The 20,520-nt window shown below is 32.3% G+C and carries 17 protein-coding genes; 7 read left to right on the forward strand and 10 right to left on the reverse strand.

Translation table 11 applies throughout. The features are described 5' to 3' along the window. The 4 genes from ACM55M_RS13185 to ACM55M_RS13200 form a co-directional block, all read left to right on the forward strand. Nucleotides 1-1,692: DUF7507 domain-containing protein (locus tag ACM55M_RS13185; protein ID WP_416858132.1), on the forward strand; the 1,692-nt coding region annotated here is incomplete at its 5' end. A 161-nt stretch (nt 1,693-1,853) separates the two neighbouring features. Further along, nucleotides 1,854-2,762 (forward strand): PorP/SprF family type IX secretion system membrane protein, encoded by a 909-nt coding sequence (locus tag ACM55M_RS13190; protein ID WP_416858133.1) that lies wholly within the window; start codon nt 1,854-1,856, stop codon nt 2,760-2,762. A 10-nt stretch (nt 2,763-2,772) separates the two neighbouring features. Further along, complete coding sequence (locus ACM55M_RS13195) at nt 2,773-3,174, forward strand: tetratricopeptide repeat protein (protein ID WP_416858134.1); 402 nt, start codon at nt 2,773-2,775, stop codon at nt 3,172-3,174. Nucleotides 3,175-3,210: 36 nt separating this feature from the next. Further along, nucleotides 3,211-5,151 (forward strand): OmpA family protein, encoded by a 1,941-nt coding sequence (locus ACM55M_RS13200; RefSeq protein ID WP_416858135.1) that lies wholly within the window; start codon nt 3,211-3,213, stop codon nt 5,149-5,151. A gap of 88 nt (nt 5,152-5,239) precedes the next feature. Here the strand turns inward: ACM55M_RS13200 and ACM55M_RS13205 are convergent, their stop codons facing one another. The 7 genes from ACM55M_RS13205 to pyrR all read right to left on the reverse strand — a co-directional run bounded on the left by ACM55M_RS13205 (nt 5,240) and on the right by pyrR (nt 10,725). Continuing rightward, complete coding sequence (locus ACM55M_RS13205) at nt 5,240-5,746, reverse strand: CAP domain-containing protein (protein WP_416858136.1); 507 nt, start codon at nt 5,744-5,746, stop codon at nt 5,240-5,242. A 633-nt stretch (nt 5,747-6,379) separates the two neighbouring features. Next, nucleotides 6,380-6,883, reverse strand: a complete 504-nt coding sequence (locus ACM55M_RS13210) for a CAP domain-containing protein (RefSeq protein ID WP_416858137.1) — start codon at nt 6,881-6,883, stop codon at nt 6,380-6,382. 165 nt (nt 6,884-7,048) lie between these two features. Further along, nucleotides 7,049-7,693, reverse strand: coding sequence for a pyridoxamine 5'-phosphate oxidase (pdxH, locus tag ACM55M_RS13215; protein WP_416858138.1), 645 nt, complete (start codon nt 7,691-7,693; stop codon nt 7,049-7,051). A gap of 100 nt (nt 7,694-7,793) precedes the next feature. Then, on the reverse strand, nt 7,794-8,699 hold the full coding sequence (locus ACM55M_RS13220) for a ribonuclease Z (protein ID WP_416858139.1): 906 nt from the start codon (nt 8,697-8,699) through the stop codon (nt 7,794-7,796). Nucleotides 8,700-8,797: 98 nt separating this feature from the next. Beyond that, the gene (locus ACM55M_RS13225; RefSeq protein ID WP_035672743.1) at nt 8,798-9,130 is read right to left on the reverse strand and encodes a hypothetical protein; all 333 of its coding nucleotides are present in this window, start codon (nt 9,128-9,130) and stop codon (nt 8,798-8,800) included. Between the two features lie 74 nt (nt 9,131-9,204). Next, nucleotides 9,205-10,131 carry an aspartate carbamoyltransferase catalytic subunit gene (locus ACM55M_RS13230; RefSeq protein ID WP_416858140.1) on the reverse strand — a complete coding sequence of 309 codons (927 nt, stop codon included), beginning with the start codon at nt 10,129-10,131 and terminating at the stop codon, nt 9,205-9,207. Between the two features lie 54 nt (nt 10,132-10,185). Next, on the reverse strand, nt 10,186-10,725 hold the full coding sequence (gene pyrR / locus ACM55M_RS13235) for a bifunctional pyr operon transcriptional regulator/uracil phosphoribosyltransferase PyrR (protein ID WP_282716456.1): 540 nt from the start codon (nt 10,723-10,725) through the stop codon (nt 10,186-10,188). Between the two features lie 359 nt (nt 10,726-11,084). Between pyrR and ACM55M_RS13240 the strand changes: the two genes are divergently transcribed. After that, on the forward strand, nt 11,085-11,258 hold the full coding sequence (locus ACM55M_RS13240) for a hypothetical protein (RefSeq protein WP_416858141.1): 174 nt from the start codon (nt 11,085-11,087) through the stop codon (nt 11,256-11,258). A gap of 79 nt (nt 11,259-11,337) precedes the next feature. Here ACM55M_RS13240 and ACM55M_RS13245 read toward each other — a convergent pair whose 3' ends face one another. The 3 genes from ACM55M_RS13245 to nagB form a co-directional block, all read right to left on the reverse strand. After that, nucleotides 11,338-12,957, reverse strand: coding sequence for an ABC-F family ATP-binding cassette domain-containing protein (locus ACM55M_RS13245; RefSeq protein WP_416858142.1), 1,620 nt, complete (start codon nt 12,955-12,957; stop codon nt 11,338-11,340). 206 nt (nt 12,958-13,163) lie between these two features. Beyond that, nucleotides 13,164-15,191, reverse strand: coding sequence for a beta-N-acetylhexosaminidase (locus tag ACM55M_RS13250; protein ID WP_416858143.1), 2,028 nt, complete (start codon nt 15,189-15,191; stop codon nt 13,164-13,166). A 5-nt stretch (nt 15,192-15,196) separates the two neighbouring features. After that, entirely contained in the window at nt 15,197-17,134 is a 1,938-nt protein-coding gene (gene nagB / locus ACM55M_RS13255) for a glucosamine-6-phosphate deaminase (protein WP_416858144.1), read from the reverse strand. A 951-nt stretch (nt 17,135-18,085) separates the two neighbouring features. Between nagB and ACM55M_RS13260 the strand changes: the two genes are divergently transcribed. Both ACM55M_RS13260 and ACM55M_RS13265 read left to right on the forward strand, forming a co-directional pair. After that, nucleotides 18,086-18,787, forward strand: a complete 702-nt coding sequence (locus ACM55M_RS13260; RefSeq protein WP_416858145.1) for a LytR/AlgR family response regulator transcription factor — start codon at nt 18,086-18,088, stop codon at nt 18,785-18,787. A 195-nt stretch (nt 18,788-18,982) separates the two neighbouring features. Next, complete coding sequence (locus ACM55M_RS13265) at nt 18,983-20,452, forward strand: MFS transporter (RefSeq protein ID WP_416858146.1); 1,470 nt, start codon at nt 18,983-18,985, stop codon at nt 20,450-20,452. The last annotated feature ends 68 nt before the right edge of the window (nt 20,453-20,520 follow it).

Below are 20,520 nucleotides of genomic sequence, written 5' to 3' on the forward strand. Positions count from 1 at the left end.
GGTAATGTGACAGTAAATAATATAACTGTTACTGATATTAATGCAGTAGTCACTGGCGGACCTATCGCTTCTCTTACAGTTGGCGCTTCTGATTCGACTACATTCTCTGCGGTTCATACAATCACGCAATCGGATATCAATACCGGTTTTGTATACAACTTAGCGATAGCTACCGGTACTCCTCCATCTGGTACGAATGTAACGGATACTTCGTCTGATCCTACACCGTGTACTTCTTGTCCTGTTAACCCTGAATGTCCGGATTGCACAATAACTCCGTTAACACAGACACCTAGTATAGCCTTAGTAAAAATAGGTACCTTTAATGATACTAACAATGACGGTTTCGCTCAAACTGGTGAAAAAATAAACTACACTTTCACCGTAACCAATACTGGTAATGTAACTGTGACCAATATCGTTATCACAGATCCGTTGGTTGGTTTGATAATAAGTAATAGCCCAATTGCTACTTTAGCCCCTACAGCAATTAACAGTTCCGTGACTGGAGTTTATACCATTACTCAAGCCGATATTGATGCTGGGAAAGTAACCAACTCTGCTTTGGCTTCTGGGAAAGATCCTAAGGGAACTGATGTGACTGATATTTCTGGTACAACGGTTCAAAACAATACTCCAACCGTAACACTACTCCCTCAGACAGCTAGTATTGCATTAGTCAAAACAGGTATCTTTAGTGATACAAATAATGATGGTTTCCCTCAAGTTGGCGAAAAAATAAACTATACTTTTACGGTAACCAATACCGGTAATGTGATAGCATCCAATATCGTTATTACTGACCCATTGGTTGGATTGATACTAAATGGAAGTCCAATAGCCACTTTAGCATCAGGTGCTTCAAATAATTCAGTGACGGGTATTTATACCATTACTCAAGCCGATATTGATGCCGGTAAAGTAACCAACTCAGCTTTGGTTTCTGGCAAAAATCCAAAAGGAAATGATGTAACTGATATTTCAGGCACAACGATTACAAACAATACACCAACCGTTACGCCACTTACTCAAAATCCAGGCTTAGAAGTAATTAAAACTTCCAATAGTGAGAATTATAGTTCTGTGGGAGACATTATCAATTATACGATTCAAGTAAAAAACACCGGTAATATCACTCTATATTCAATAGTTGTAACTGATCCATTAACTGGATTGAATACTACTATTCAAACATTAGCTCCAGGTGGTACTCAGACATTTACTGAAAATTATACAGTAACCCAAGAGGATAGAGTAAATGGTTCTGTAACCAATGTTGCCCATGCAAATGGGTTCACACCAAATGAAGTACCAATAAGTGATTCAGATGAAGAAGTTGTTGAAGCCAGTATTGTCTTAGGATGTGGAACTATATTAATTCATAACGCTTTCTCTCCAAATGGAGATGGAATTAATGAAAATTTTATAATCGACAATATTGATGATGTATTGTGTTATCCAGATAATACAGTTGAAATTTACAATCGCTGGGGAGTATTAGTATTTGAAACTAAAGGCTATAATAATACCAGTAACGTGTTCAAAGGTATATCCGAAGGTAGAACAACTATCAGCCAATTCTCTGGTTTACCATCCGGTACCTATTTCTATATCTTGAATTATACTTTTATTGATGGTAATGGTGGTGTTCAAGCCAATAAGAAAGACGGATATTTATACCTTACTAAATAATTTAAATTTAAATCCCTGGGGACTACAGCGTCCTCAGGTTTAATAAAAGCAATATTTTTAGCCTTATTTTTACTGACTGACAAACTCTTATTCAATTTATCAACTGAGCTCACAAAATACTATAAATCAGTTTGATAGGTAATTTAAAATAAACAGCTGCTATGAAAACAAAATTATTTTCTTTCGTTTTGATGTTTACAGCCATTGTAAGTTTTGCTCAACAAGATGCTCAATTTACGCAATACATGTACAACACAATCAATATTAATCCCGCATATGCTGGATCTAGAGGTGCCTTAAGTATTTTTGCCTTACATCGTACGCAATGGGTAGGATTAGATGGGGCTCCAGTGACTAATGCGGTATCTATCAATACTCCTCTCAACGGAAATAATTTAGGATTAGGGGTATCAATTATAAATGATAAAATTGGTCCTACTCATGAGAATACCATCTCAGCTGATTTATCTTACACGGTTCCTACATCGGAAACTTTTAAACTTTCATTTGGAATTAAAGCAACGGCTAATCTTTTCGATTTGGATGTAACCAGATTAAATCCTGTGGATGATGACCCAAGCTTACATGATTATAATAACAAATTTTCTCCAAATATTGGTGCTGGTATCTATTGGCATTCTAACAAGTCTTATATTGGATTCTCTGTTCCTAACTTTATAGAAACCAATCGTTATGATGATAATGAAGTAGCTATTTTTAAAGAACAAATTAATTACTACTTGATTGCTGGTTATGTATTTGATTTAAATAATTATATTAAATTTAAACCCGCAGTTCTCACCAAAATGGTTAAAGGTGCTCCTCTTCAATTCGATGTGTCAGGAAATTTTATGTTTAATGACAAATTCGTGGTAGGAGTTGCCTATAGATGGAGTGCAGCATTGAGTGCCATGGTTGGATTTCAGGTTTCTGAGGGTTTGTATATCGGATATGGATATGATCATGAAACGACTAATTTAGACAATTATAATTCCGGTTCGCATGAAATTTTCTTGCGCTATGAATTATTCAAAAATAACAACAAAATTACGACTCCTAGATTCTTCTAAAAATAAGTTTATGAAAATATATATATTCTTTATAACAATAATGAGTGTTTTTTCTTTTAAAGGACATGCTCAAAATTCAAAATTATATGTGACCGATAAAATAAATGATAAATATGCCTATGTAGATGTTATAAAAACCTACGAAAGGGTCGCAGAAAAAGGATATAAATCAGTAGATTTATTTAAAAAACTAGGGGATTCATATTACCAGAATGCAGATTTAGACAAAGCCGCTAAATGGTATTGTGAATTATTTGCCATGAATTCCAAGGATTTAGAACCTGAATATTATTATCAATATGCTATGTCTTTGAAATATATTGGGCAAAATGATACAGCCAATGAAATACTCTTGAAATTAAAACAAAAATCGGAGGCGATAGCAGAAATAAAAATTCGAAAACAACGATAAAATCATAACTCTAAAATTCTTCTAAAAACAATTATTATGAAAAATATTATACTCCTTTACATAACAATAGTAAGTGTTTTTTCTTTTAACATTTATTCCCAAAAAGCAAGAGTAGTTGCAGCTGATAAAAAATATGACAACTACGCCTATGTAGATGCCATAAAAACCTACGAAAGGGTTGCTGAAAAAGGGTATAAATCTGCAGACCTGTTTAAAAAATTGGGGAATGCCTATTACTTTAACGCAGAGCTGGACAAAGCTGCCAAATGGTATGGTGAATTATTTGTCATGGACACTACCAATCTAGAACCGGAATATTACTATCGTTATGCCCAGTCTTTAAGATCCATTGGCGAAAATGATAAAGCCAATGAAATGTTGGAACTATTCAATCAAAAATCTGGAAACGATATTCGAGGAAAGCTTTTCAAAAAAAACACCCATTATTTAGAAGCCATAAAAGCTAATTCAGGTAGATATCAGGTGGAAAATGCAGGTATTAATTCGAAATACTCTGATTACGGAACCGCTGTATATTTGAATAAAATTGTATTTGCTTCTGCAAGAGATACTGGAAGTTTAGGACACAGAAAGCATGCTTGGACCAATCAATATTTTACAAATTTGTATACTGCAGATTTAGGAGATAAAATGACTCCAAGCGCCACTAAAAAGTTTGATAAAAGTATAAATTCGAAGTTTCATGAATCTACTCCTACTTTTACGAATGATGGAAAAACAATGTATTTTACTCGAAACAACTATCTGGATGGCAAAAAAGGAAAAGATGGAAATGATATTACTTTAATAAAAATTTACAAAGCCAGTTTAGAAAATGACAAATGGGCAAATGTAACTGAACTGCCTTTTGACAGTGATAATTATAGTACGGCCCATCCCACTTTAAGTCCTGATGGGAAGACATTATATTTTTCTTCTGATATGCCGGGAACTATAGGCCAATCAGATTTATTTAAAGTAAAAATAAATGACGACGGCAGTTTTGGTACTCCTGAAAACTTAGGAAATACAATCAATACTGAAGGAAGAGAAACCTTTCCATTTGTAAATGATGAAAATGAACTTTATTTTGCCTCAGACGGGCATCCTGGTTTAGGAGGATTAGATGTTTTTGTATCCAAAATAAACAAAGACAACACTTTCAGTGAAGTCCAAAATGTGGGAGCTGATGTTAACTCGCCTAAGGATGATTTTGCTTATTTAATTGATACAAAATCAAGAAGAGGATTTTTTAGCTCCAATCGAGATGGTGGTCAGGGTTATGATGATATTTATAAATTTTTAGAAACGAGAAGGCTAATTTGCGAACAGGAATTATATGGTGAAATAACGGACATAACTACCAAAGAATTACTGCCAAATGCTAAAATCACTTTACACGACAGCCAATTTAATTTGATAAATACTACCAATTCTGATGATAAAGGCAATTATTCTTTTACCGTCGAATGTGGAAAAACTTATAATATAAGAGCTGAAAAACCAGAATATACCACTAAAGAACAAAAGATTACTATTGCAGCAGAGAAAGGAAAAACATATTTACCAATCGCATTGGAAAAATCAAAATGTAAAGTAACCGTTGGTGATGATTTAGGAAAATGTTTTGGCATTAAAATGATCTACTTCGACTTTGATAAATCTAATATTAGAGTAGAAGCTGCAATAGATTTAGAAAAAATATTAGATGTACTAAATCAATACCCTAGCATGAAACTTGATATTCGCTCCCATACAGATAGTCGTGGAACTTTCGAATACAATGAAGCGTTATCAGATAGAAGAGCTAAAGCTACTATAAACTGGTTAATCAAAAATGGAGTTGATTCCAGTAGATTAATTGGTAAAGGATACGGAGAGACACAGCTGGTAAACAAATGCGCTGATAATGTGGAATGTACAGAGGATGAACATCAATTCAACAGACGCAGCGAATTTATAATTACGGCCTTATAAAAACGGTTTTAGATTATAATCAAAGAGTTATATATTATCATAAAGGCTGCCTGAGGCAGCCTTTATGATAATATATATCAAAAATCATTTATATTTTTGCAAAAATATTGGTATAATATTTTTTACCTGTAGCCGGATCCACTCTAATTGCAATACCAAAATGAGTAAAATTACCTTCAATATTTTTCTTATGTTCAGGACTTGCTAACCAAGCATTTAAAACAGACTGAGAAGAATTATAATTATAAGCAATATTCTCACTTACGTATTTAGCACCTAGAACATTCATAATATTTTCAGAACGAAGTATAAAATTATTATGATCAACCACATTATTGATAATCATGTAATTATCATGCTCTTCTGACTTCAGAGAGATATAATTAATTTTCGCCAAAGAAGTTAACCCAATGCTAACTCTATAAGTGTTTATCAAATTCAAAGTTTCGATTTCAGAAGTGTTATAAGTATAATCGACTATCTTTTGAGATAAAGCTGCATTTGATGTTGGTAATTCAGAATTATCTGAAGAACAAGAAGATATTGCAAAAAATGTAAAAATGAGAAATAAAGCACGAAATAATACTGATTTCATATTGAATTAAGGATTAAATTAACAAGTTGTAAACTATACATTTAGAATTATTTCAATCGTTATAGTTTGACCGTTTGTAAATGTATATATAACACTTTAAAAATCAAGTTATTTAAAAAAAGATAACAATATTCTAAAAAAAACACTCTTTTATTACATTCTGATAAAAAATTCTATTTTTATTAATTTTCTTACCAAAAATTAGGCATACATATATTATACCTCTTCGAAATTAAAAGTTTACCATTTTAAAGAATTTACCCTCAGCAATCCAATCTCTAACAAAAACAGAAAAGGTTACCTTTTGGACAGAAGAGAACCTTTTCAATTATAATAATCAAACAAAATAGTAGCTTATATTTTTACAAAGATATTGGCAGGCCATTTTTTACAGACCACAGGAACCTTTGAGATTGAGATACTAAAATGAGTAAATTAGCCTTCAATATTTTCTGCCAACCAGAACTGTAAACCTGATCAACCTAATATTTAAAAATAGCCTTTGGGTATTGTAATTGTAAACTGACCTTTAATTAAAGGAGCTATCTAAGTCATAAAATCTATAAAACAAAAAAAGGCTGTCTTTTGGGGGGAAGACAGCCTTTTAATACCAAAAATAAACAAAAAATTAACTTATATTTTCGCGAAGATATTTGTGTAATATTTTTTACCCGTTACTGGATTCTCTCTTATAGAAATTCCAAAATGAGTGAAATTACCTTCAATATTTTCTTTGTGTCCAGGACTAGCTAACCAAGCATTTAAAGCAGCTTGAGGCGTACTGTAATTATAAGCGATATTTTCGCTTACAGTTTTAGCACCTAAAACTTTGATTATATTTTCAGAACGAGCAACAAAATCATTATGATTAACTACATTATTAGTAATCATATAATAGTCATGCTCTTCTGACTTATGAGACATATGATTGATTTTTTCTAAAGGATTTAATCCTACACTAACTCTGTAGGTATTTATTAAATTCATAGTTTCTATTTCAGAAGTATTATAAGAATAATCAACTACCTTTTGAGTTGTCACAGCAGTTGTTGATTCTTCAGAACTATCAGAAGAACAGGAATTGAAAGTAAATACTACAGTAACGAGCAATATTGTATAGAGTAATTTTGATTTCATAATAATAGTAGTTTAAGTTTAAAGGAGATTGTGGGGCAAACTTCTTTAATGTATTAACAAATATGTGCTTTAATTATATTTAAAACTACACATTTTATCGTTAAACTACCAAATAAAATCGACGAACTACATCATAAATATTTTTAAATAGGTATTATTCTTACATTATGGAGATAATCGATCAATTTTCCAAGAAAAATCTTCTTGACTTATATACCTAATTCTATCATGCAATCTGTTAGGCCTTCCTTGCCAAAATTCAACTTCTAAAGGAGTAACCAAAAATCCTCCCCAATGCTCCGGTCTTGGAATAACCATACTATCAAAATCTTTTTCTAATTGTTTTAGATTTTCCTCTAAATATTCTCGCGAGGGCACTACTTCACTTTGGTTTGACACTATCGCTCCCAACTTACTTCCATCAGGTCTGGATTCAAAATAATTATCTGAAATAGCTCCAGTGGTTTTCTGGGCAATACCTTTTATAATAACCTGGCGTTCCATTGTGTGCCAAAAAAAAGAAAGACATACTTTAGGGTTATTGGCAATAGCCTTCCCTTTTTCCGAATTATAATTGGTATAAAAAGTAAATCCCTCCTCATTGAATTTTTTTAATAAAACAACTCTGGACTTTGGGAAGCCATCTAAACCAATTGTAGAGACGGTCATGGCATTAACTTCTTCATTAGTGCCAAAATCTTCTGCTTCATGAAACCATCTATTAAATAGGTTTATTGGATCTTCTGGAATATTAGATTCTGATAACTCACTCTTTTCGTAGGATTTCCGGTAATTGCTTAAATCGCTCATTTTTTAATTTTAAGATTGTTTGATTTTAAGATTATTCGAAATAGAATAATCTTAAAAATACAGTATCAATTTTATAGTGCAACAGATAAATTGTCTTTATTTAAAAATCAAAACTTTTTCCATCATCGGCTAAAAGCACTTCCGGAAAAATTGTTTCGGCTTCTTCCTTAAATAGTTCGATACTTTGATATCTTGTAGAATAATGCCCTAAAATTAATTGCTTCACATTAGATTTCAAAGCAATCATTGCAGCTTCTTTTGCAGTGGAGTGCAATGTTTTTTTTGCCAGATTTTCTTCTGATTGCAAAAAAGTAGATTCGTGGTATAATACATCTACATTTTCAATAATCGGAAGAATGGATTCATTATAAGCAGTATCAGAACAAAAAGCATATTTTTTTGCTGGAACAGGATCGAATGTTAATTTGTCGTTTACAATGACTCTACCATCTTCAAGAGTGATGTCCTTGCCGTTTTTTATTTTCTGATAATAACAAGTATCAATTTCATAATTTTGAACAGCATCTAAATTTAGTTTCCGCTCCCCTATTTTTTCTTGGAATAAAAAACCATTGGTATAAACACGATGCTTTAATGGAATGGTTTTCACCAAAACCTTTTCATCTTCAAAGATTACTTCACTTTCAAGAGATTCCAATTCATGAAAAAACAATCCGTAATTAGTCCAAGAATTTGACAATCGCAATTGTAACTTAATGATTTCTTGAATCCCTTTAGGTCCATAAATATGTAATTCAGTGACTCTGTTAAGTAAAGTAAAAGTTGAGACTAAGCCCACTAATCCAAAAAAATGATCCCCATGCAAATGCGAAATAAAAATATGATTTATCTTAGAAAACCTAATTTTGTTTTTGCGTAATTGCACTTGGGTTCCCTCACCGCAATCAATCAGAAAAAGTCTGTTTTTTATTTCTAAAATCTGTGAGGTAGGATTGGTAAAAGTTCGAGGCGTTGCGGCATAGCAACCAAGTATTGTTAATTTCAAGTTTCTGTGTATTCGGTTATTTGTTTAACCGTTTAATCGGTTATTGCGTATTGGGTTAAATCAATTAAACGGTTAAACAAATAACCGAATACACTAATTTAAAAACCTAATTCTCTTTCAATCTCTTCCATTTCAATTATATCATGCGCTTCTAACAAGGAAGGAACGACCGTTAATTTAGCAGGAACTGCATTATAATCAAAATCTGAAGTGACAATAACAAATGACTTTTTCCCTTTTTTATGTTGTTTTGATAATGGCAAAAATAACTTTATACTGTCTGTAGATAAATCTTTGTAAAGTAAAAGATCAATAATCAAGTTATGTTTTTCAAATGTTTTGTATTGATGCGTTACCTTCATTAAAAAAGAAGTAAAATCACCTTGTGTATCTTTAATTGTAATTGTGTGGCCTTTTTGATCTACTTTCATTTTTTTAAGTTTCAGAAGCTGCGTAACGGCAGACAGGTTACTAAGTAGCTAAGTTACTAAGTTTTTATTTGAAATTACTGAATTTTTGAAGCCAAAAGATAAATAACTGCCATTCTAATCGCTACACCATTTTCTACTTGGTTCAAAATCACAGACTGATGCGAATCAGCAACTTCACTGGTAATTTCGACACCACGATTGATAGGTCCCGGATGCATGATTATGATTTCTTTATTCAGTGAATCTAACAACGTTTTATCAACTCCATATTGCTGTGCGTATTCTCTTGTCGATGGAAAATAATTCACATCCATTCTTTCGTTTTGCACCCGTAACATATTTGCCACATCGCACCATTCAAGTGCTTTTCTCAAATTAGATTCCACAGTTACACCAAGTGATTCAATATGTCTTGGAATAAGGGTTTTAGGTCCGCAAACTTTTACCTCCGCTCCCTGCATTTGTAAAGCATAAATATTTGACAATGCTACTCTGGAATGCAATACATCACCTACTATGACTACTTTTTTTCCTGCCACTTCTCCTAATTTTTCTCTAATTGAATAACTGTCTAATAAAGCTTGCGTAGGGTGTTCATGTGCTCCGTCACCTGCATTTACGATACTGGCTTTTACGTTTTTGGATAAAAAATAAGCTGCACCAGGATTGGCATGTCGCATCACCACCATATCCACTTTCATCGAAAGTATGTTATTTACAGTATCTATTAATGTTTCTCCTTTTTTCACTGAAGATTGTGCCGCCGAAAAACTAATCACATCGGCGGATAAACGTTTTTGCGCTAATTCAAAAGAGAGTTTAGTTCTTGTACTGTTTTCGAAGAAAATATTGGCAATGGTAATATCTCGTAAAGAAGGTACTTTCTTAATTGGTCGGTTGATGACTTCTTTAAAATGATCGGCTGTTTCAAAAATTAGGTCAATATCATTTTTGTTGATGTACTTTATGCCTAATAAATGATTTACGCTTAATTCTTTCATTTCTTTTTACGATTATTAGTTTTTTAATAGTTAGATTTCTAAATAAAATAGTGCCTAACTGGTAATTAAATACACCCCATCTTCACCATCATTTTCTTTCCAACTCACTTTCACTTTTTCGTTATTTATGGCATCTACCTGTCTTCCCCTATAATCTGGTTGAATGGGTAAATTACGGCTGAAACGTCTGTCTATTAAAACCAGTAGTTCTATTTCTGAAGGTCTTCCAAAAGATTGAATGGCAGTCAAAGCAGATCGAATACTTCGACCCGTAAATAAAACATCGTCAATGAAAATGACTTTTTTATTTTCAACAATAAAATTAATCTTGGTTTTATTAGCTTCTAATGGTTTATCCGTTCTACGAAAATCATCTCTAAAAAAGGTAATATCCAGATAACCCAATTGAATTTCAGGAGTTTGGTATTCTTTTTCTAATATTTCTTTCAAACGTTCCGCTAAAAAAACGCCTCTTGGTTGAATCCCCACCAAAATAGTATCTGAAAAATCTAAATGCTTTTCAATTAACTGACAGGCCAAACGATGTAATATGATAGTAACTTCTTTTGCAGTAAGTAATACTTTTTGACTCATGTTAAAGTGTGTTGTTTGGTTTTGCAAATATACAAATTCGAATTTATGATTTTATAATTATAAAGCAAGAAAATAGTTGCATTTATTATTTACTATGAAATCCATATTGCTTTATACCAAATAGATTTTAACAGCCGTTGTTTATTAACTTTAAACACTCAGTACAAAAAGATAGAAATCAATGGGTAATTCAATTATAAAAACACAATCCCCTGTCAATAATTATTAAGCCTATTTTAAATTGGATTCCAATAAAAATAATTAAAAATTTCACAAAAAACCGCAAAAATTATATAACAATTGACTATTAAGATTCTGTATCTTTATATTTTAACATAAACTTTTAAAAATCTAAAATCATGAAAAAAGAAATAACAAGATTATTGATGCTTTTTATAGTGTTAATTTCATTTACAAGCTGTTCAGTAATAGAAGGTATATTCAAAGCCGGAGTTGGTGTTGGTATATTTATAGTTGTTATAGTTGTTGCAATAATAATTTTTATCATTAGTAAAATCTCTGGAAAGAAGTAGATGAAAATTATAAGAATTCCCAATTAAACAAAAAATATCCCGCAATTGCGGGATATTTTTTGTTCTTAAATTATACTATTTATACAGTGTACATCTTAGTTCTTAATTCCTGTACTTTTTCATCATCCAGATAATCATCAAATGTCATGTAACGGTCAATCGCTCCATTTGGAGTCAATTCAATAACTCTATTGGCAACCGTTTGAGAGAATTCATGATCATGAGTGGTAAAAATCACAGATCCTTTGAAGTTTTTCAAGGAATTATTAAAGGCCGTAATGGACTCTAAATCTAAGTGATTCGTTGGTTCATCAAGCATCAAGACATTCGCTCTTTCCATCATCATTCGAGACAACATACAACGTACTTTTTCTCCTCCAGATAATACTCTACAGGTTTTCAACGCTTCTTCCCCTGAGAAAATCATTTTACCAAGAAAACTGCGAATGTTAACCTCATCACGTTCTTCCTCTGTTTTTACCCATTGACGCAACCAATCCACAAGTGAATAATCACTCTCAAAAAACGAATGGTTTTCTACTGGTAAATAGGCTTGGTTCGTGGTAACTCCCCAGTCATAAGTTCCAGAATCCGCTTTTTTATTTCCGTTTAAAATTTCATAGAAAGCGGTTGTTGCACGGGAATCTTTTGAGAAAAGAACGATTTTGTCGCCTTTCGCCATATTCAAATCAACTCCTTTAAATAAGACATCCCCATCTATTGAAGCACTTAGATTTTGTACGTTCAAAATTTGATCTCCTGCTTCACGTTCTTGGTCAAAAATAATTGCAGGATAGCGACGACTTGATGGTTTTATCTCAGAAATATTCAACTTACTAATCATTTTTTTACGAGAAGTAGCTTGTTTTGATTTGGCCACATTCGCACTAAAACGACGAATAAATTCTTCTAATTCTTGTTTCTTTTCTTCAGCTTTTTTATTTTGTTGTGCGCGTTGTTTTGCGGCTAATTGGCTTGATTCATACCAAAAAGTATAATTTCCTGAATAATGATTTATTTTACTGAAATCAATATCCGATATATGTGTACAAACTGAATCTAAAAAGTGTCTGTCGTGAGAAACTACAATTACTGTATTTTCATAATTTGCCAAGAAATTCTCTAACCACGCTATGGTTTCAAAATCCAAATCATTGGTAGGCTCATCCATAATAAGCAAATCCGGATTTCCAAAAAGCGCTTGTGCCAAAAGGACACGAACTTTTATCTTCCCTTCCAAATCTCCCATTAAAGTATAATGATATTCTTCTGTAATACCAAGGTTTGACAACATCGATGCAGCATCAGAATCGGCATTCCATCCATTCATTTCCTCAAATTGCACTTGCAACTCTCCTATTCTATCTGCATTTTTATCGTCATAATCTAAATACAAAGCATCCATTTCTTTTTTGATGGCATACAATGTTTTATTTCCCATCATCACGGTCTCTAGAACGGTACTCTCATCAAACATATTATGGTTTTGGTTCAAAACCGACATACGTTTTCCTGGTTCCAAATGAATATGTCCCGATGTAGGATCCATTTCACCGGCAATTATTTTAAGAAAAGTAGATTTTCCAGCACCGTTGGCTCCAATAACTCCGTATATATTACCGTGTGTGAAGGTCGTATTTACTTCGTCAAACAAAATTCGTTTGCCAAACTGAACTGATAAATTATTAACTGTTAACATGAATATTTTTTTTATAAAATTTTTGCAAAAATACGAAAAAAAATACTGATTTCCTTAATTCGAAAAAAACACATTTTCATAGGTTGTATTTTGTTCTACATTAAAAGGATAATCAAAAAAAATCCTGACAAAATAGTGTCAGGATTATAATATTAATCTTCTTTAAAACAAACCGATAATCAAATTAGAAAGGCACTTCTATTTAGTTACAGCAACTTTTTTAAATTATCATACACGGCTAATTCTACATCAGCAGGACTTCTAGAATTACATTGTTCTAATAAATCATTTAATACCGTTGGATTTATCGTTTGTTTTTTATCAATTTTAAGTAAAAGCTGTTGGGATAAATCACTTAAACTTTTAGACAATGGTAAAAGCGGTTGCACCAGTGGAGCATTTGCACTTAAACCAATTAAATCACTATTCATATTAATCCATTTTTTGAAAAAATTGGTCACCAAAGTTTGATTTTCTTGACTTTTATTTTCTAAATAATTGTTTACGGCAGTATCAAAATCAAAAACATCTAATGCATCAGCAGTACAGGCATCGGCAAATAAGGTCAACGGAGAATGCATGCGGTATTTTTTCCCTCCACCATTACGTTTATAATTTTTCAGTGGCTCACAAACATTCGAAAAATCATTCAGTGCCGCAGTTTTTTGATTGTTACTAATGTTCCTCAAAATCACTTCTTTGTTTCTTAGATGTGTAATTCCAAGTTCTTCTAATCTAAATGAAATCGTTTTCAATCTTTTGTGTAAGCTATTCATGTCAGTAATATTTTCATTAGACCACAATCGTTCCGCAATAGCAGCTGTTCGAGGCCAAATCCTTGAATCTATGTTTAAAGGCGTTACGAGTTCGCTCCACATTGCTGCTTCGCCTCCCAATATTCTGGCTTTTTCTTCCGGAGTCAGAATACTGTTTTTAGGTATCGGGTCATTCAAATAATGTTTCTCTACACCAAGCATTAAATCAATATAATAGCCATTGGACAAAACTGTTTTAAACCCATTTTTTGCTGCTTTTATTAACGAACCATCAGAAGAAATACCTTGATTCGTTCCTCTCCAGGCATGAATTATGGCATCTTTAGACATGTTTTCGGTCATTATTTCTTCCCAGCCCATCATTTTTTTGTTGTGCTTTTTCAACATTGGAATCAACTTCATGTTAAAATAGGTTTGCAAATCATGATTATTAGCCAAGTTGTATTTCTTCTTGAATTCCTGTATTTTAGGGTTTGCATTCCACTCTTTACCATTATTTTCATCACCGCCAATATGAAAATAAGCTCCCGGAAATAAAAGGCAAACTTCGTCAAAAATTTCGCTTAGCAATTGATAGGTTTTTGGATTTGAAGGATCCAATGTTGCATTAAAAATTCCTGAATTTCTTTGCACTTCATAAGTAACTTTTCCATCACTCACTTTACTTCCTACTTCAGGATAAGCGGTAAGCAATGCCGAAGCATGCCCTGGCACATCTATTTCAGGAATAACTAAAATCCCTCTTTCATCAGCATATTTTACAATGTTTTTAATTTCTTCCTGAGTATAGTAACTCCCATCTGAAGCCAATTCAGTCAATTTCGGATGTTTTTTCATTTCAATTCTCCATCCTTGATCATCTGCTAAATGCCAATGAAAAACATTCATTTTCATCGCAGCCATGGCGTCAAGATTTCTTTTGATAACATCCACCGGCTGAAAATTTCGCGCCCCGTCAATCATTAATCCTCTCCAGGTAAATCTTGGAGAATCTGTAATCTCAACCGTAGGAAAATAATATGAAGTGCTGTTATTGTGCAGTAATTGCAACAGCGTTTCCAAACCATGTAACGCACCTAAATCGGACGTGGCATTGATCGTTATTTTATTGGAGGCAATAATTAGTTTATAACTTTCATCTTCATTTATTTCTATTTTCCCGTTGCGAACACAATTAATTTGCAATTCTGCTTCTGGGCTTTCGTTGACTTTTGTCAAAAAACTTTGCTCCAGGAACAATCCTGTTCTGCCGTCCAATCTTCTTAAAAAGCGGGTTGCTCCTATAAAAATTCTAGGATTTGGTTTTCCGGTAATATTTACTTTAAAACTTTTGCTTAAAGCAAAAGTACCAGCGGTCAAATTTATATTTTGTGGCCACGGCATAAGATCTAACTGTTCTTTTTGTATTTGGGCATTCGTTGCAAAAGCAAAAAATAATAGAATCAAAATGTATTTCATAAATTTTAATAGTTAAAACGCTTAAAAGCTTCAATCGCTTCATATTCGGCAAGACCTAAATTATCATACAATTTTGCAGTATTCTTATTACGGTCTTCAGCTCTTACCCAAAATTCTCTGGAGTCGTTTCCTTGAAACATCACTCTGTCTTTTTGAGATTGATGGTATAAAATGGCATGTCTTTTTAATAAAACCTCATCAGGACTTAAAGGAACTGCCATATCTATTTCGTGGATGTCCCATTCATGCCAAGCACCTCTGTACAGCCACAACCAACAATCACTCATGTATTGCTCTGGCTTCAATTGTTTCATTGCAGCAAAAATTGCATTCAGACAAACTTCATGAGTCCCATGTGGATCTGCTAAATCTCCTGCTGCAAAAACTTGATGCGGTTTTATTTTGGCAATAATAGCCGCAACTAAAGCTACATCTTTTTCTCCTACTGGATTTTTCTTTACTTGTCCGGTTTCATAAAAAGGCATATCCAAAAAATGAATGTTTTCATCTTTCAATCCAATGTATCGTGTAGCTGCGTAGGATTCACGGCGTCTAATAAGTCCTTTTAATTTTCTAACTTCAAGAGAGTCAATTTGGTTTTCATTTTTATTATTTAAAAGATCGATAACCTCCTTGAAATTAATTTTAGTTTCATCAGTACCTACAAAATCGTTGCAAACTTCGGCAAATTTTAATGCTTCGTCATCAGTAACGGCTATGTTCCCAGAAGTTTGATACACTACATGAACATCATGTCCTTGTTTTATTAATTTTGAAAAAGTTCCTCCCATAGAAATCACATCATCATCTGGATGTGGGCTGAAAAGAATTACTCTCTTTTTCGCTGGAGTAGCCCTTTCTGGTCTATACTTATCATCCGTATTGGGCTTTCCCCCCGGCCATCCCGTTATGGTATGTTGCAACACATTGAACATGTTTATGTTCAAATCGTAAGCTGAACCTTCTTGAGCCAAAAGATCAGACATTCCATTATTGTTGTAATCCCTGTCGGTTAGTTTTAAAATAGATTGGTCAGTTTTTTGGCATAACCAAACAATTGCTTTACTTTTTAATTCTTGAGTCCAAATGCATTCTCCAACCAACCAAGGTGTTTTAAAACGGGTTAATTCTGAAGCTGCCGATTGGTCTAAAACGAAAGTTGCATTAGCATGATTTTGCAAAAATGTAGCCGGAACTTCAGAGCTGATATCTCCTTGAATGGTTCTCTTTATAATATCGGCTTTATTTTGGCCCCAAGCCATTAACACAATCCTTTTAGATCTTAGAATAGTTGAAACTCCCATGGTAATTGCTCTTTTAGGAACATTGTCAATACCATTAAAATCTGAGGAAGCATCTACTCTTGTAATATGATCCAAAGTAATTATTCGAGTTCCTGAATTGATGTGAGACCCCGGCTCATTAAAGCCTACGTGACCTGTACGACCAATTCCTAATAGCTGAAAATCTAGTCCACCTGCATTTTTAATATTCATCTCATAATCAATACAATATTGATTCAACTCTTCAATGGCTACTGTTCCGTCTGGAATATGAATATTTTCAGGCTTAATATCTATATGATTAAAAAGATGCTGATGCATAAAATAATGGTAGCTCTGATTGTTTTCTTTAGTCATTGGATAATATTCATCCAAATTAAAAGTGATTACATTACTAAAACTAAGTCCTTCTTCTTTATGCATTCTAACTAGTTCCTCATATACTTTTATAGGTGAAGATCCAGTAGCTAAACCAAGAACACAAGATTTATTTTTCTCTTGTTTGGATTTAATAAATTCAGCAATTTCTTGAGCTACAATTACAGAGGCTTCTGTTGAGTTTTTGAAAATTTCGTTATGAATTTTTTCAAATCTAGTTTCTTCAAATTTACCGGCACTTTTATAGCTAATGTCGGGTTTAATTTCTAAAGCACTTTTCATTTTATTTTGTTTTAATTCTAATTTATAAAGATATGCTTTTTTTAAAATGGTATAAGTAGTGTGAATCACTTATACCATTTAAATTTCATTCTTTTTATTTATTTTTTTGAAGTTAGGTCCTATAGTATCCCACCAAAGTCTAGTTCCTCCAGTATCAACTCCTCCTAGTTTAGTACCCATAGCATTTTCATCTTTTCCCGATTATACAAAGTTTCTACTGATTCTGGTGCAAATTTATCTTTAAGAAGATTCTAAAAAAAATAATTTATACCAACAGTTCTTTATTTTAAACCAACGACATATTTTTGTCAACAATGCGTTTTTCAAACAAATAATTGATGAGCTTTTTTACCTGTTTTCTGTTTTTTTATTTTAAAAGGTGTTTTTAGTATCAAATTGACTAAAGTTGTAAAAAAATTAATAACCACTATTTTAATGTATAAACTATTAAGTAAAAAAGTGAGTAAAAAAATAAAATTCGATATCAGACTTTAAAACCATTTTTGGTTTTGGGTAACTATGTGCATTTGTTAAATTTATGTGCTTGTTATAACATCTTAGGTATATTTAACTTTAATCAGGCTTAGGGAAAGGGAACGAAATAGAGCCATAAAAGAGAATCGGTCTATAATTGAATTATAGATTCTAATATTGATGCCATTAAAGTTCCTTCTTTACTTTTTATATCTCTTGTAGAAAATGCCTTTAAACATGGTGGATTAAATAATGAGAATCTTAGAATAAAGATTAATTGTAAAGTCATTTATGGAACTATGCTCAGTTTTGAAATTCTGAATAATTTCGTACTTTCACGGCGTACAAATACCAAAAATGGTATCGGTTTAACAAACATTAAAAAGCGATTGAAATTGATTTTCAAAAACCAATACACTTTCGAACATAAATTAAAGTTCAATTATTATATCATCCGTTTACAAATACCTATTCATAATGAAGATTAAATGTGTTTTAGTAGATGATGAACTATTAGCTATAAAAGTCCTTCAGAATTATTTTACCAATTTTGCAGATTTTGAAATTATTGGCACGTTTAGTAATGCACTGGAAGCACTGGAGTTTATCAATAACAATAGTGTTGATGCCGTATTTCTAGATATCAATTTGCCTATGATGACTGGTTTTGAATTGATCCGATTAATAGAGTACAAAACTAAAATTGTAATCACCACTGCCTTTAGGGAATTTGCTGCTGAAAGCTATGAATTAGACGTTTTAGACTATTTAGTAAAGCCAATCCCATTACCCCGATTTATTAAATGCGTCAATAGGATTTCAACCGAAATCAATTTAAAGAATAATATTAAAACTGAGATGCATCGAATCGAACCCCATATTTTTATCAAAGTAGATAAAAAAATGGTAAAAATAACGATCGATGAAATTCTGTTTATCGAAGGAATGAAAGAATACATTAAGGTCGTGACTATTGACAAAACCTATATTACGCACAAATCATTAACTTCTTTATCCGAGGAATTACCTTTAGACCGATTTGTAAGAATTCATAAATCATACACCATTGCTATAGACAAGGTAAAATCCATAGAAGGGAACCGTATCCAAATACTTTCTTACACTTTACCCATAGGGCGAAATTATAGTAAAGATGTAAAAAGTAAAATCTTAGAATAAATTACATTTCAATATTTTATTTGAAAAAGCAAAAATTTCGAAAAAAAAGCATCGTTTTTTAACAAAAAGTGATTATTCTATAATTCTACTAATATTTATTCTAAATAATTTTTTTTTAATTTACTTAACAAATACATTTACCACCTTACTGCAAAAAAATAATAAATTAAACTAAAAACCAAACCATTTACAATCATGAGTTCAGAAAATTTACAAACCAAATGGGGACAATTTATCTCATTAATAATCATCTTCTTCTTTTGGGGTTTTGTTGGTTCTGCCAACGACATTCTAATCCCAGTATTCAAAAAAGTATTTACTTTATCTCAAGTACAATCTCAATTAGTGGCATGGGCATTTTATGCTGCTTACTTTGTAGGATCCATAATTTTCTTTTTAGTATCCTTAAAACTTGATGTTTTACAAAAATTTGGATACAAAAAAACACTTTCTGCAGGCTTAATCATTTCTGCCATTGGTTCCTTTTTATTTATTCCTGCTGCAACAATGGAAAGTTTTCCGTTCTTTTTAACCGCTTTGTTTACTGTAGGTTTAGGTTTTTCAATTCAACAAATTGTAGCTAATCCTTTAGCTATTAAAATGGGAAGCCCCTCAACAGGAGCCCACCGTCTGACTTTGGCTGGTGGTGTAAATTCTTTTGGAACAACTATCGGTGCTATTTTATTAGGAATCGCTTTGTTTGGAATGGGTGATGATAAAAAAACTACACTTTCACTAGAAGACATTAAATTGCCTTTCATTATTTTAGGACTTGCTTTCATTATAGTGGCTATTTTTATGAACTTTTCTAAAATTGAAAACCCTGTAAAACTAGAAGAAGCTGAAATTAAACATGTTCACGAAAAATTCAACATTTTAGACTATCCACAGCTATACTTAGGAATGTTAGCCATTTTTATTTATGTTGGAACCGAGGTAACAATAATTAGTAATTTACCTGCTTTATTAAAAACTGCAGAATTTGGCAGTATTTTAGAAGATGCCATTTCGCCATTTATAGCATTATACTGGGGAAGTTTAATGATTGGTCGTTGGAATGGTGGTGTCAATGTTTTTAACACCTCAAAAATAGCCAATATTGCTCTTAAATTTATCGTTCCAGCATTAGGATTTGGAGTTATTATTGGAGCTAATATATTTGCTGGTCATGAGGTTTCTGCATTTTATATTTATCCTATTTGGATATTAATATTTATTGCCGTAAGCTTTATAGGTGGCAAAAATGCAGGCAAAACATTAATGCTTTTTGGTATTTCTGGCTTACTGATGATGTTTATAGGATTAGTTTGTACTGATACCGAAATTGCTAAATTCTTTCTTATTTCTGGTGGATTATTCTTATCTATTATGTGGCCTTCTATTTTTGATTTGGCGATTGCAGGTTTAGGTAAAAATACTGGAAAAGCATCTTCTTTCTTAATTATGATGATCCTTGGAGGAGGAGTAATTCCTTTGATTCAAGGAAGTATTTGCGATATTGACAGTACTAGTCCAAATGGAATATTTGGCATTTCTTGGACACATTTCTCTTACATTGTACCGCTTCTTGGTTTTGCATATTTAGGCTTCTACGGTTTTTATTGTCCTAAAATATTAAAAAAACAAGGAATTAATCATATTGAAAGCGAAGGAGGAGGACACTAATTTTTAATACAATATAATACCAACCAAAAAACAAACCAAATAAAAAATCCCATCAACCTAGGTCGATG

The sequence above is a fragment of the Flavobacterium galactosi genome (assembly GCF_048158585.1).
Lineage (GTDB): Bacteria > Bacteroidota > Bacteroidia > Flavobacteriales > Flavobacteriaceae > Flavobacterium > Flavobacterium galactosi.

Coding starts and splice junctions, on each gene's coding strand:
- ACM55M_RS13190 (WP_416858133.1), top strand. CDS start 1,854: ATGAAAACAAAATTATTTTCTTTCGTTTTGATGTTTACAGCCATTGTA.
- ACM55M_RS13195 (WP_416858134.1), top strand. CDS start 2,773: ATGAAAATATATATATTCTTTATAACAATAATGAGTGTTTTTTCTTTT.
- ACM55M_RS13200 (WP_416858135.1), top strand. CDS start 3,211: ATGAAAAATATTATACTCCTTTACATAACAATAGTAAGTGTTTTTTCT.
- ACM55M_RS13205 (WP_416858136.1), bottom strand. CDS start 5,746: ATGAAATCAGTATTATTTCGTGCTTTATTTCTCATTTTTACATTTTTT.
- ACM55M_RS13210 (WP_416858137.1), bottom strand. CDS start 6,883: ATGAAATCAAAATTACTCTATACAATATTGCTCGTTACTGTAGTATTT.
- pdxH (WP_416858138.1), bottom strand. CDS start 7,693: ATGAGCGATTTAAGCAATTACCGGAAATCCTACGAAAAGAGTGAGTTA.
- ACM55M_RS13225 (WP_035672743.1), bottom strand. CDS start 9,130: ATGAAAGTAGATCAAAAAGGCCACACAATTACAATTAAAGATACACAA.
- ACM55M_RS13230 (WP_416858140.1), bottom strand. CDS start 10,131: ATGAAAGAATTAAGCGTAAATCATTTATTAGGCATAAAGTACATCAAC.
- pyrR (WP_282716456.1), bottom strand. CDS start 10,725: ATGAGTCAAAAAGTATTACTTACTGCAAAAGAAGTTACTATCATATTA.
- ACM55M_RS13240 (WP_416858141.1), top strand. CDS start 11,085: ATGAAAAAAGAAATAACAAGATTATTGATGCTTTTTATAGTGTTAATT.
- ACM55M_RS13245 (WP_416858142.1), bottom strand. CDS start 12,957: ATGTTAACAGTTAATAATTTATCAGTTCAGTTTGGCAAACGAATTTTG.
- ACM55M_RS13250 (WP_416858143.1), bottom strand. CDS start 15,191: ATGAAATACATTTTGATTCTATTATTTTTTGCTTTTGCAACGAATGCC.
- nagB (WP_416858144.1), bottom strand. CDS start 17,134: ATGAAAAGTGCTTTAGAAATTAAACCCGACATTAGCTATAAAAGTGCC.
- ACM55M_RS13260 (WP_416858145.1), top strand. CDS start 18,086: ATGAAGATTAAATGTGTTTTAGTAGATGATGAACTATTAGCTATAAAA.
- ACM55M_RS13265 (WP_416858146.1), top strand. CDS start 18,983: ATGAGTTCAGAAAATTTACAAACCAAATGGGGACAATTTATCTCATTA.